The sequence below is a fragment of the Sphaerospermopsis kisseleviana CS-549 genome, assembly GCF_028329225.1.
Classification (GTDB): domain Bacteria; phylum Cyanobacteriota; class Cyanobacteriia; order Cyanobacteriales; family Nostocaceae; genus Sphaerospermopsis; species Sphaerospermopsis kisseleviana.
The window spans coordinates 19829-32434 of record NZ_JAQMTI010000265.1 but is presented as its reverse complement, the minus strand read 5'-3'; the positions used below and the strand labels follow the sequence as shown (position 1 = coordinate 32434).

General features: G+C 37.9%; 12 protein-coding genes. 5 read left to right on the top strand and 7 right to left on the bottom strand.

Annotation, left to right across the window (positions count from 1 at the left end; genetic code table 11):
* Positions 1–220: 220 nt before the first annotated feature.
* The 3 genes from PN497_RS21015 to PN497_RS21005 all read right to left on the bottom strand — a co-directional run bounded on the left by PN497_RS21015 (position 221) and on the right by PN497_RS21005 (position 4162).
* Entirely contained in the window at positions 221–2101 is a 1881-nt protein-coding gene (locus tag PN497_RS21015; RefSeq protein ID WP_096571769.1) for an ABC transporter ATP-binding protein, read from the bottom strand.
* Between the two features lie 62 nt (positions 2102–2163).
* The gene (gene gor, locus PN497_RS21010; RefSeq protein WP_096571768.1) at positions 2164–3516 is read right to left on the bottom strand and encodes a glutathione-disulfide reductase; all 1353 of its coding nucleotides are present in this window, start codon (positions 3514–3516) and stop codon (positions 2164–2166) included.
* 112 nt (positions 3517–3628) lie between these two features.
* Positions 3629–4162 (bottom strand): peroxiredoxin, encoded by a 534-nt coding sequence (locus PN497_RS21005; protein ID WP_096571767.1) that lies wholly within the window; start codon positions 4160–4162, stop codon positions 3629–3631.
* A 188-nt stretch (positions 4163–4350) separates the two neighbouring features.
* On the opposite strand from PN497_RS21005, the gene PN497_RS21000 reads away from it, so the two are divergent.
* Positions 4351–4785, top strand: a complete 435-nt coding sequence (locus PN497_RS21000) for a Fur family transcriptional regulator (RefSeq protein ID WP_096571766.1) — start codon at positions 4351–4353, stop codon at positions 4783–4785.
* A gap of 303 nt (positions 4786–5088) precedes the next feature.
* Here the strand turns inward: PN497_RS21000 and hisG are convergent, their stop codons facing one another.
* Positions 5089–5721, bottom strand: coding sequence for an ATP phosphoribosyltransferase (gene hisG, locus PN497_RS20995; RefSeq protein WP_096571765.1), 633 nt, complete (start codon positions 5719–5721; stop codon positions 5089–5091).
* A 52-nt stretch (positions 5722–5773) separates the two neighbouring features.
* Between hisG and rppA the strand changes: the two genes are divergently transcribed.
* The 3 genes from rppA (at position 5774) to dusB (ending at position 8502) form a co-directional block, all read left to right on the top strand.
* The gene (gene rppA, locus PN497_RS20990) at positions 5774–6466 is read left to right on the top strand and encodes a two-component system response regulator RppA (RefSeq protein WP_096572838.1); all 693 of its coding nucleotides are present in this window, start codon (positions 5774–5776) and stop codon (positions 6464–6466) included.
* Between the two features lie 132 nt (positions 6467–6598).
* Positions 6599–7174: a response regulator gene (locus PN497_RS20985; RefSeq protein ID WP_272110826.1), complete on the top strand. Its 576-nt coding sequence runs from the start codon at positions 6599–6601 to the stop codon at positions 7172–7174.
* 275 nt (positions 7175–7449) lie between these two features.
* Positions 7450–8502 (top strand): tRNA dihydrouridine synthase DusB, encoded by a 1053-nt coding sequence (dusB, locus tag PN497_RS20980; protein WP_096571763.1) that lies wholly within the window; start codon positions 7450–7452, stop codon positions 8500–8502.
* A gap of 99 nt (positions 8503–8601) precedes the next feature.
* On the opposite strand, the gene dnaK is transcribed toward dusB, so the two are convergent.
* Positions 8602–10512, bottom strand: coding sequence for a molecular chaperone DnaK (dnaK, locus tag PN497_RS20975; RefSeq protein ID WP_096571762.1), 1911 nt, complete (start codon positions 10510–10512; stop codon positions 8602–8604).
* 364 nt (positions 10513–10876) lie between these two features.
* Positions 10877–11011, bottom strand: a complete 135-nt coding sequence (locus PN497_RS20970) for a hypothetical protein (RefSeq protein ID WP_265586209.1) — start codon at positions 11009–11011, stop codon at positions 10877–10879.
* Between the two features lie 114 nt (positions 11012–11125).
* Between PN497_RS20970 and PN497_RS20965 the strand changes: the two genes are divergently transcribed.
* Positions 11126–11932 carry an Rpn family recombination-promoting nuclease/putative transposase gene (locus PN497_RS20965; protein WP_096572837.1) on the top strand — a complete coding sequence of 269 codons (807 nt, stop codon included), beginning with the start codon at positions 11126–11128 and terminating at the stop codon, positions 11930–11932.
* 83 nt (positions 11933–12015) lie between these two features.
* Here PN497_RS20965 and arsC read toward each other — a convergent pair whose 3' ends face one another.
* On the bottom strand, positions 12016–12411 hold the full coding sequence (arsC, locus tag PN497_RS20960) for an arsenate reductase, glutathione/glutaredoxin type (protein ID WP_236103952.1): 396 nt from the start codon (positions 12409–12411) through the stop codon (positions 12016–12018).
* Positions 12412–12606 lie beyond the last annotated feature (195 nt).

Below are 12606 nucleotides of genomic sequence, written 5' to 3'. Positions count from 1 at the left end.
ATTTCTTTGCCATCTCTTGAAATCCCAAAAAATGCACACTTTTTCCGGTATACCCTTCAAAACCCTTGCACTAATTTCTGTGTTTATCAGCCTCTAACCTTTGATATATCAAGGTTTTAGGTTTATTCAGCAAACCCTAATTGACAATTTTCTCAGTAGATAAATTTTTCTCTTTTCTTCTTAAATTGTCAATTATCAATTATCAATTATCAATTACCATCTAAGTTCCCAACATTTGTAAATTATGCAAAGTTGAATAAAGTCCACCTTGTGCTATTAATTGTTCGTGACTTCCTTGTTCAATTAATTCTCCCCGCTTCAATACAAAAATTCGGTCTACATTCCTAATAGTTGACAAACGGTGAGCAATAATAATTGCCGTGCGTTTGATTAAAAGTTGATTTAATGCTTGTTGAATTAACGCTTCTGTTCCCACATCTAAATTAGCTGTAGCTTCATCTAATACCAAAATTTGCGGGTTACGAATAGCAGCCCGCGCAAAGGCTAAAAGCTGTTTTTCTCCACTAGAAATATTTGTTCCTCTTTCTCTTAATTGGGTATCATATCCTTGAGGTAATTGCTGAATAAAATCAGCAACATTCGTTTTTTGTGCTGCTTGTTCAATTTCTTCCAAGGTGTAACTATCCCCTAAAGTAATATTACTTTTCACATCACCAGCAAACAAAAAAGCCTCTTGCAAAATTACCGCCATATAACGCCGCAGTTCTGCTTGTGGTATTTCCCGAATATCAATACCATCAATCAAAATACGTCCTTTTGTTGGTTCATAAAGCCGACATAACAGCCTGATAATTGAACTTTTACCCGCCCCAGTAGGTCCGACTAAAGCTATTTTTTCCCCTGGATGAATGATAAAGTCTAGATTTTTAATGACATAATCATCATCTTTGTAAGCAAACCAGACGTTTTCAAATCTAATTTCTCCTAATTCTGGTGCAGTGTTAAAATTCTGTGCTTCTAAATCTCTAATTATCTCATCTATATAACCAAATTGATTATCTAAAATTGATAACCGAGGGTTACTTTTATCTTTGATTTCTACTGGTTCATCTAAAATACCAATAACTCTTTCAATAGCAGTAAAACCAGCTTGAATAGTTGTAAATTTCTCAGCAAAGTTTTGCAGAGGAAAAAATAATTTTTGCCCATATAAAACAAATGCAGATAAAATACCAAAGCTGAGATTATCCCTTAAAATTAGTAAACTGCCTACCCACAATACACCAGCAATAGCAATTAAACTAACCCATTCTAAAGTAGAGGAAACAGCAGAATCATACCAAATGCTAGTATCAACTTCTGCAACATATTTTTTATTAGTCTCTCTAAATAATTCTGCGTTAAATTTTTCTCGGCGAAATAACTGTACTACATTTACACCAACAATATTTTCTTGTAGTTGTGAATTGAGTTTTGATAGTTCTTCTCTAGTTTTATAGTTGGCTTGACGATATTGTTTTTGAAAGTAAATAATTAAGCAGGAAATTGGTAGCAATATAAGTAGTAATAGAATCGCTAGTTGCCATTGGATAGAAAACATAAAACCAATAATTAGCAACATAGAAAATAAATCAGCAAAAATTCCGACAGCACCAGTAGCAAAGACATCTCCTAAACTTTCAACATCGCTGGTTAGTCTAGTAATTAGTTTACCTACAGGTGTGCGATCAAAATATTTAACTGCTAATGATGTCACATGATGAAATAAGTCTTTACGAATTTCTGCTGTTATTTTCTGTCCTAATTTCTGTACTAAATAACCCTGATATCCTGTAAGCAATAACTTGATAATAATTGTTATCAAGAATAATCCTTGAATGATAGTTAAACCTTCATATAAAGAACGATTTTTGATAAATTCATAAACACTGGGTTCTTGACGAATTAAAGATATTGCTTGTCCAATTAATAACGGTTGAACAGAGTTAGCAATACCAAGAGGTATGAGCAAAAACATTGATACTACTAATAAACCCACGCTACGGCGACCATAAGGTAATAAACGCAAAAATAACCGCCAGTCATTTTGATTTTGGCGGGATTTTTCTGGAGATTTCTTTTTATTTGGATAGATGCTCATGTTATCAATTATCAGCTATCAATTATCAGTTATCAGTTATCAGTGATAACTGACAACTGACATTATCTCATGGTAACAAACTCTTCTGCTGAACTCGGATGAATACCGACTGTAGCATCAAAGTTAGCTTTGGTTGCACCCATTTTAATGGCGATCGCCACTCCTTGAATAATTTCCGCCGCATTTGTACCGACCATGTGCGCCCCTAATACCTTATCAGTATTTTGATCAACCACTAATTTCATCATGGTTTTTTCTTCTTTACCCGCTAAAGTATAATACATAGGACGGAAACGAGAGCGATAAATTTTTACTGCATCACCATATTTTTCTCGCGCTTCTGCTTCAGTTAAACCCACTGTAGCCGCTTCTGGTGTGGTAAAAATCGCTGTGGGAACGTTTTCATAACTCATGGTGCGAGATTTGCCACCAAATACCGTATCAGCAAAAGCTCTACCTTCATTAATTGCTACGGGTGTTAAGTTAATATTATCCGTACAATCTCCCACGGCATAGATATTTTCTTCGTCTGTACGGCTATATTTATCAACTACAATTGCCCCATGTTTGAGTTGAATTTTGGTATTTTCTAAACCCAAGTTTTGAGTATTTGGTTTCCTTCCTAACGCCGCTAAACTCACCGCATCCACAACCACAGTATCCTCAGACTCGCCATCTTTACGAACTTTGACTTTGATTCCTTCTGCGTCTTTTTCAAAGCCAATTATTTGAGTGTGATTGAGAATTTTTACCCCGTGGTTTGTCATTCCTTGTTGAATTTCACTTCGCAAATCATCATCAAACCCACGCAAAATCATATCCGCACGAGTGATCTGGGTAACTTCTGTTCCCAGTCCATTCATGATACAAGCAAATTCTGAACCAATATAACCACCACCTAAAATCACCATCCTTTTTGGTTGTGTTTTCAGGTGAAAGATCTCATCAGATGTAATAGCATTTTCAATTCCAGGAATATCCGGTTTTGTTGGCTTTCCACCCACAGCAATTAATATTTTATCTGCTGTAACTGTTCTTTCACCTAGTACAATTGTATGGTTATCAATTAATTTTCCATATCCTTGTAAAATCTCAACTTGGGAATTATCCAACATTTTTTGATAAATTCCATTCAGACGATCTACCTCATTATTAACTGCGGTAATCATCTTTTCCCAATCTAGAGAACTTTTAACAGCACTCCAACCATAGCCTACAGCATCAGTAAATAATTCGGGAAAATGAGAAGCATAAACCATGAGTTTTTTAGGCACACAACCACGGTTTACACAAGTTCCACCCAGTCTATCAAACTCGGCAATTCCTACTTTCGCACCATATTCCGCCGCCCTTCTTGCAGTCGCAATACCACCAGAACCAGCACCAATTACAAATAAGTCAAATTCGTAGGTCATAACAATTTTAGATTTTAGATTTGGGATTTTATTGATTAATTATTAGTGATTAGTTATTAGTCATTAGTTATTTTTCCCAATCACCAATTACCAATCACCAATTACCAATCAACTATTTCACACTTTTGAGGTAATTTAACATGGTGTCTGCATCTGACACTTCAAAAGGATCGGTGGGACAATTATCATCAAAACCAGGCTCAATAAACATTTTTTCAATTTTGCAGTTATTAACTACCATTGAGTAGCGCCAAGACCGCATTCCAAAGCCCAAGTTAGCTTTATCTACTAACATTCCCATTTTCCGGGTAAATTCGCCATTGCCATCGGGTAACAAGAAGACATTGTTCGCACCTTGTTGTTTACCCCATTGGAACATCACAAAGGCATCATTTACAGATATACAAATTATTTCATCAACTCCCAAAGCTTTAAATTCGTTATAGAGTGCTTCGTAGCGAGGTAGGTGGGAGGTGGAACAAGTGGGAGTAAACGCACCAGGTAATGAAAATACTACTACACGCTTACCAGCAAACAGTTCTTCAGTGGTGCGATCTTGCCAACGGAAGGGGTTGGGTCCACCAATGGACTCATCACGAACACGGGTTTTAAAGACAACGTTAGGAACGGTTTCGATTACAGCCATGTTGACCTCTTGATGTTTTGATGTGTGAAATTGTGTTTGCTTTTTGTCTCTATCTCAGAATAATTCTGATTTAATAAAAATTCAATAGTTATAAATACTTAATTTTTATAAAAAGTAATATATACTATTAATTCATTAATGTGCTAAACTATAATTACGGTTAGATCTCTATAAATACGGCAATAGTTATGCAGGAAGAAGCAAACGCAATTATTCAAACCTTAAAATCCAAGGGTTTGCGGGTGACACCTCAGCGGTTTGCGGTCTATGCAAATTTGTTATCTCGCACAGATCACCCAACTGTTGAGCAAATACTGACTGATTTAAATAAAGATTTTCCTGTTTCATCCCAGGCCACTATATATAGTTCTCTACAAGCACTCAGAGAAGTGGGACTGGTGAGGGAAGTATTATTGCAAGAGGGGGTATCTCGTTATGATGCTAATGTTCAACCCCATCATCACTTTTGCTGTCAGTCTTGCGGTGCTATTGAAGATATAGCTTGGGATACATTTCAATGTATTGAGTTAAAAAATCTCCGTCCTGGTTTGCAGGGAAAAACCTACGAGGTTACAGTTCAGGGAGTATGTGATGCTTGCGAGGAAAGTAGCGATCGCTGTTAGTAAAATAGGGTTTGCTGAATAAATGGGAAAACATTACAGTTAAAGAATTTGAGCTATTTTGACTTTCAAACAATGCAAGAGTTTTGAGGGTAAAAATTAAAAAATCTTGCACAACAGCTTAAAAATTAAAACTTACCCACTGTCTAAAACTGTCACCTGTCAACTATCCTCACGACATGATATGACAATCACCTCTCCCTGAAAGGAAGAGGATTGAAAAAGCAGAATTTTGGGTTTTTACACCTTTCAAGGGGAGGTTTTAAACCTTGAATAAAACAATTGTCAATTGTCAATTATCAATTATCAATTATTAACTCTTAGCTGTTCCACCACTTTGTGTAAATTACCCATATTCAAACGATAGCTCAAAGGATGAACAATTAACCTCGCCGTACTTTCATACAAAGTCGCAATTTCCACTAAACCATTTTCCCGCAAAGTTCGTCCTGTAGAAACTATATCGACAATAGCTTCAGACATACCCGTAATCGGTCCTAATTCCACCGAACCATACAAAGGAACTATTTCAATCGGTAAATCTAAACTTTGAAAATACTCCCGCGCACAATTAACATATTTAGAAGCAACTCGACCATGAGCAGGTAAGTCTAAAGGAGATTTGTAAGAACTAGAAGCTTTTACCGCCACAGACATCCGACAATAACCAAATTGCAAATCAACTAATTGTCCAACCTGCGGTTTTTTCTCTCGTAGCACATCATAACCCACAATACCCAATTGCGCCTGACCATATTCCACATAAACAGGTACATCTTGCGCTCGTACTAACAGACCTTTAGCTTGTCCACTAGCATCAGGAATTTGTAGTTGGCGGTTTCCAGCATCTAAAAAACCACTAAAGTCCAATCCCGCAGATTGCAGCAAGCGGATGCTATTTTTAAGTAATTCCCCTTTTGGTAGTGCGACAGTCAGCATTATTTTTTTTGATATCTTTGTCTTTGCGGTTTATTATCTCACCACAAGCAACATGAGAATTTTATTAGTTGATGATGAAATCGAACTCACAGATCCCTTGAGTCGTGTCTTAACTCGTGAAGGTTATACTGTGGATGCTGCTTATGAAGGAATAAGCGGCAGACAACTGGCACAAACTAAAACCTATGACTTATTAATTTTAGATTGGATGTTGCCAGGAAAAACAGGCTTAGAAATTTGTCAAGAATTACGCACTCAAGGTAAAACTACCCCTGTACTATTTCTCACCGCTAAAGATACCTTAGATGATCGGGTGCAAGGTTTAGATGCAGGTGCAGATGATTATTTAGTTAAACCCTTTGAACTGCGGGAGTTACTAGCAAGAGTCCGTGCTTTGTTACGTCGTTCTAGTTTTGATGCTTACAGTACCACAGTCGGACGCTTAGTAGTAGCTGATTTAGAACTGGATGTAGAAAATCAGATAGCCTATCGTCAAGGGAGAATAATTGAGCTATCGCAAAAAGAAAGCCATCTACTCAAATATTTTATGGAAAATGCAGGACAGTTACTTACACACAGCCAAATTATGCAACATTTGTGGACAGATGACGAACAACCAGAAAGTAATGTCATTGCTGCCTTAATTCGCCTGTTACGTCGTAAGATTGAGATAGGTGGAGAATCTGCACTAATTCACACCGTTTACGGTAAAGGGTATCGTTTCGGATCTACGGTGATCGAATAATACAAAACTTAACCATAATTTTTCTTGTAAGAATTACTAATTTGGTATATTTTTCTATATAAAAATAAATAGTTTGGATAAATTAATGTACAAACTTATCTTTATAACCAAGAATTAATTGCTAATAAACGAGTGCTAATAGTTGACGATAATATCATCAATCGCCAAGCCTTGATGTTACAATGTCAGTCTCTGGGTATGATAACTGCTAATGCTATGCAAGGAGATCGGGAAAAATGCCTGGCAGCGGGGATGAATGACTACACTACAAAACCAATTAGAATTGATGATTTAACAAACGCTTTACGTAATTGTCAAAAACAAGGTGTGAGTAATATTGAAATTGTTGAAAATATGCCTAATAATATACTTGATGCTTCGGCTTTAAAAGAACTGAAAGACATTATTTGCAATAATGACGCAGAACAATTTATAGAAATAATACAATGTTATTTGGAGGATACGCCTCAGCGTTTGCAGTCGATTCAGGATGCTATTACTCAAGGAGACGCAAAAACACTACAATTAGAAGCTCATGCTCTCAAATCTAGTAGTGCTATTGTCGGTGCTAAGACTTTATCTGAATTTTGTAAAGTTTTAGAAGATTCTGGTCGTAATAAAAACTTAGCAGAAGCCCCATCAAAATTATCCAAAGCAATGACAGAATATCAAAGAGTTGAAGCAGCTTTACAGCTAGAATGTAAGTAATAGGCAAGAGTCAAAAGGCAGGATCGAAGACGTTTTGAAGGTACTTAACTTTTCTGTATGTACTTTGTTTCTAGTCATTAGACATCTCCAAAATAGAATGTATTAATTTGTCATAAGTTGTAGGGGCGAAGCATTTGGGCGATAATTTAACGGAAAAATCAGACATCTAGATATCCCAAATGCTTCGACCTGCCCCCATAAATAAGTTCCATAATTTCTTTTCTGGAGATGTCTATTATATTAGTTTAATTGATTGAATTTATTGAATTATTCTTATGCTTTCACTGTCCCCCACTCTTCAAGCTCGACTTTCCCAACCTTTAAAAATCGGCTCATTTGAAGTCAAAAGCCGGGTGCTACAATCACCATTATCCGGGGTGACAGATTTGGTATTTCGGCGTTTAGTGCGGCGTTATGCACCAGATTCAATGATGTATACGGAAATGGTAAACGCCACGGGGTTGCATTATGTCAAACAACTACCAAAAATTATGGAGGTAGACCCCAACGAACGCCCTATTAGTATTCAGTTATTTGATTGTCGTCCTGATTTTTTAGCCGAAGCAGCAGTTAAAGCAGTAGCAGAAGGTGCGGATACTGTTGATATTAATATGGGTTGTCCAGTTAATAAAATCACTAAAAATGGTGGTGGTTCTTCCTTATTAAGACAACCGGAAGTAGCTGAAGCTATTGTGCGGGAAGTTGTGAAAGCTGTTGATGTTCCCGTAACCGTGAAAACCCGCATTGGTTGGAATGATAAAGAAATTACCATTCTTGACTTTGCTAAAAGAATGGAAGATGCGGGTGCAAAAATGATTACCGTGCATGGTAGAACCCGCGCTCAAGGTTACAATGGTAACGCTCGTTGGGAATGGATAGCCAAGGTAAAAGAAATCTTATCTATTCCTGTAATTGGAAATGGGGATATTTTCTCAGTTGAAGCGGCGGTAAGATGTTTAGAAGAAACCGGTGCAGATGGGGTGATGTGTTCCCGTGGAACTTTGGGTTATCCGTTTTTAGTCGGTGAAGTTGACCATTTCTTAAAGACTGGGGAATTATTACCAGCGCCCACACCCATAGAACGTTTACAATGTGCCAGAGAACATCTTTATGCTTTATGGGAGTATAAAGGCGATCGCGGAGTTCGTCAAGCCCGTAAACATCTCACCTGGTATGCTAAAGGTTTCACGGATGCAGCAGACCTGCGCGGACAATTAAGTTTAGTAGAAACCGTGCAACAAGGTTTAGATTTAATTGATAAAGCAATAGAAAAAATATCCTCCGGTTATGAACCAGAAGATTGGGGACTGGGGACTGGGGACTGGTGACTGGGAAAAAATTTTAGATTTTAGATTTTAGATTTTAGATTGGAGTTATTTGTATTCTTCCCAATCACCAATCACCAATCACCAATCACCAATCACCGCTTACTTACTCTCAGTAAAATCAGCATCAATCACATCATCACCACCACCGGAAGGAGGAGTAGAACCACCACCAGCACCGGGACCTTCAGCACCAGGAGCAGCACCACCACCAGCTTGTTGATAGATATTGCTACCTACTGCAAACAACGCTTGTTGCAATTCTGGTGTGAGTTTCTTGATTTGCTCATCATCTTCCTTAGCTACTGCTTCCCGCAAATCTTTCACCAAAGCTTGAACCTTGGTTTTATCAGCTTCTGGAACTTTATCACCTAATTCTTCCAATTGCTTCTCAGCTTGGTAAGCTAAAGAGTCAGCTTGGTTCTTGCGTTCAATTTTCTCACGACGTTCTTTGTCCGCAGATGCGTTGCGTTCAGCTTCCTGTACCATGCGTTCCACATCATTTTTATCCAAGGTGGAAGCACCAGTAATGCTGATAGATTGTTCCTTACCAGTTCCCTTATCTTTTGCAGTAACGTTGAGGATACCGTTAGCATCAATGTCAAAGGTAACTTCAATTTGAGGTACACCACGGGGAGCAGGAGGAATACCATCTAAGCGGAAAGTTCCCAAACTCTTGTTATCGTTAGCAAACTCCCGTTCACCTTGCAGAACATGAATTTCTACGTTGGTTTGACCATCAACCGCAGTGGAGAATACCTCAGATTTTTTGGTAGGAATAGTTGTGTTACGAGGAATAATCTTGGTCATCACTCCACCCAAGGTTTCCACACCCAAGGATAGAGGAGTTACGTCTAACAACAAGATACCTGTAACGTCACCAGCAAGCACACCCGCTTGAATAGCAGCACCCACAGCTACCACTTCATCAGGGTTAACGCTTTGGTTAGGGTCTTTACCCAACACCCGTTTTACTACTTCCTGAACTGCGGGAATACGAGTAGAACCACCAACTAAAACAACTTCATCAATATTGCTCTTGTTTAACTTAGCATCTCTGAGAGCATTTTCTACAGGAATGCGACAACGGTCAATTAAATCGGAACAAAGTTCTTCAAAAGTTGCACGAGTTAAAGTAGTATCCAGGTGTTTTGGACCATCCTGGGTAGCGGTAATGAAGGGAAGGTTAATTTCCGCTTGGGTAACGCTGGATAGTTCAATTTTGGCTTTTTCCGCAGCTTCAGTCAGACGTTGTAAAGCTTGTTTATCTTTGCGGAGGTCAATACCTTCTGCTTTTTTGAATTGTTCTGCTAAGAAGTCAACTATTTTTTTATCGAAGTCGTCACCACCCAAGTGGGTATCACCAGAGGTTGCTAATACTTCAAATACACCATCACCAACTTCTAATACAGATACGTCGAATGTACCACCACCTAAGTCAAATACCAGGATGGTTTCGTTGCTCTTTTTATCAAAACCGTAAGCTAGAGAAGCGGCGGTAGGTTCGTTGATAATCCGTAATACTTCAATACCAGCGATTTTACCAGCGTCTTTGGTTGCTTGACGTTGGGAGTCGTTGAAATAAGCAGGAACGGTGATAACTGCTTGGGTAACGGTTTCACCCAGATATTTACTAGCGTCTTCTACCAGTTTGCGGAGAACTTTAGCGGAAATTTCTTCTGGTGCAAATTGCTTACCAGCACCGGGAGAATCTAGTTTAACGTTACCACTGCTGCTGAGAACTTTATAAGAAACTTCTGTAGCTTCGTTGGTAACTTCGTCAAAACGGCGACCGATGAAACGTTTTACAGAATAAAAAGTATTTTCGGGGTTCATCACCGCTTGACGTTTAGCGATTTGACCTACTAAATTATCACCATTTTTCGCAAACGCCACAACAGATGGTGTGGTTCTAAAACCTTCAGCGTTAGCAATTACAGTGGGTTTACCACCTTCCATCACTGCTACGCAAGAGTTAGTTGTACCTAAGTCAATTCCTACTACTTTTGCCATTTTGGGTGCTGCTTCCGTATAACTACAAATGAATGGGATTATAAAGGACTAAATGTTTGAACCTTATATTTGAACCTTATGTTTGAACCTTTTGAACCAACTGATTGAAAATAAGCAGTCAGTCCAGCATGGTTGCGCTAGTCTGGGGTGAAAACCCCAAATTACGCTGATATATATACTGAACTTATGTAGCCAGTCCATGAAGGGTGGTTTCCCGAACCTCCCGAACCTTGGATGGGACGGTTTATTTTAAAGGTTGTTTTTAGTTGGTTCATGGATTGAACTGCTGTTACTCTGAATAATGTATGAGAATTAATACGTTCAGGAATTGGGGTGAACCGTAATTTCTAAGTCGTATTTGCCGTCAAAGTGGGATAATGGTGATTGGTGACTGGTGATTGGTGATTGGTGATTGGGGAGAGAATAAATAATGATGGTAAATCAGCAACAAGTAGGTCAACATAATTAAAAGTAAAATAGAAGTGTATAAAGTGGACATATCCCTGATTTCTTAAAGAAGTTGGGGATATGGATATTACGTTTTTTCAGGTTGAGTTACTTAGCAAAAGTAAAATTTTCCCAGTGGCAATTTCCCAAATCTCAATTATCCATAGTGAAAACTGACAGCATATTTTACCGACTTTTTCAAGAGTTTCCGAGTATATTTTTTGAATTAATTGGTCAGAAAACACAAACCGCAGCGGCCTATAAATTCTCATCTGTGGAAATTAAACAAACCGCTTTTCGCATAGATGGGGTTTTTCTACCAAAACAAGATGTACAAAACCCGATTTATTTCGTGGAAGTGCAGTTTCAAGACGATGCGCGAATTTATTACCGTTTATTCTCGGAAGTTTTTTTATACCTACGTCAATATCAACCTCAAAATCCTTGGAGGGGGGTTGTTATTTATCCCAGTCGCAATTTAGATACAGCAGATACTCAACATTACAGTGAATTTTTCACCAGTCAGCGTGTCAGCCGAATTTATCTAGATGAACTGGGTGAAAGTGCATCTTTACCCATTGGTATTGCTACGATAAAATTAATCATCGAAGATGAAAACAAAACAATTACCACAGCTAAAGAGTTAATCAACAGAACCAAGCAGGAAATCAATCATGACAAACAACGACAGTTATTAGAATTGGTAGAAACTATCTTGGTTTACAAGTTTCCTAGAATGAGTAGAAAGGAGATGGAAGCTATGTTTAGTCTAAGTGATTTGAAACAAACAAAGGTTTATCAAGAAGGACGTGAAGAAGGACGTGAAGAAGGACGTGAAGAAGGAAGCTTGGAAGCAAAATTAGAAGCTGTTCCTAGATTATTAGCTTTAAATTTAACTGTGGAACAAATTGCCCAGGCTTTGAATTTAACAGTTGAAACTGTGCAGAAAATTGCTGAAGGGATGCAAAATTAGTAAGTAATCAGTCATCAGTAATCAGCTATTATTTGGGATTGATGAGGAATTTTAGCTGATTGCTGACTGCTGATAGCTGAATGCTAGGATAAATCGGCAATTAATTTAATAACTCTTTCCTTTACCTCATCTCTGATACGCCGAAATGTGTCAATATTCTCACCTTGAGGATCATCTAATTGCCAATCTGCAAACACTTCTCTTAATAACCATTCCTGGGGTAAATTTACCCCACAACCACATAAAGAAATCACAGTATCAAAATCTTCTGGGTTAAAGTTTGTGAAAGGTTTAGAAGTTTGACTACTAATATCAATGCCCACTTCTAACATAACTTGTACAGTAATTGGATCTACTTCACTGGCTGCTAAACCAGAACTATAAACTTCTATTTTTCCCTGTCCCAAAGTTTTAGCAAAACCTTCCGCCATTTGGGAACGACGGGAATTTTTATTACACACAAACATTACTTTTTTCATGGTTTTTTAATTGATAAACAACCAACACAGAAGACACAGACTGGAAAAATCAAACCTGATATGTTTGATAACATCTAATACCAATTCTGTATGAAGATGCACAAAATTATATAACGAACCGCAAAGAACGCAAAGGACACAAAGTGAAGAGAGTTTTAGAGAGTTTTTGGAGTGGCTAAGTTTATTTTTTCTTTC

What these genes read in the sequence shown, in the direction of transcription:
- rppA (WP_096572838.1), top strand. Translation starts at nt 5,774, where the DNA reads ATGAGAATTTTATTAGTTGATGATGAAATCGAACTCACAGATCCCTTG.
- PN497_RS21015 (WP_096571769.1), bottom strand. Translation starts at nt 2,101, where the DNA reads ATGAGCATCTATCCAAATAAAAAGAAATCTCCAGAAAAATCCCGCCAA.
- dusB (WP_096571763.1), top strand. Translation starts at nt 7,450, where the DNA reads ATGCTTTCACTGTCCCCCACTCTTCAAGCTCGACTTTCCCAACCTTTA.
- dnaK (WP_096571762.1), bottom strand. Translation starts at nt 10,512, where the DNA reads ATGGCAAAAGTAGTAGGAATTGACTTAGGTACAACTAACTCTTGCGTA.
- arsC (WP_236103952.1), bottom strand. Translation starts at nt 12,411, where the DNA reads ATGAAAAAAGTAATGTTTGTGTGTAATAAAAATTCCCGTCGTTCCCAA.
- hisG (WP_096571765.1), bottom strand. Translation starts at nt 5,721, where the DNA reads ATGCTGACTGTCGCACTACCAAAAGGGGAATTACTTAAAAATAGCATC.
- gor (WP_096571768.1), bottom strand. Translation starts at nt 3,516, where the DNA reads ATGACCTACGAATTTGACTTATTTGTAATTGGTGCTGGTTCTGGTGGT.
- PN497_RS20970 (WP_265586209.1), bottom strand. Translation starts at nt 11,011, where the DNA reads ATGTCCACTTTATACACTTCTATTTTACTTTTAATTATGTTGACCTAC.
- PN497_RS21000 (WP_096571766.1), top strand. Translation starts at nt 4,351, where the DNA reads ATGCAGGAAGAAGCAAACGCAATTATTCAAACCTTAAAATCCAAGGGT.
- PN497_RS21005 (WP_096571767.1), bottom strand. Translation starts at nt 4,162, where the DNA reads ATGGCTGTAATCGAAACCGTTCCTAACGTTGTCTTTAAAACCCGTGTT.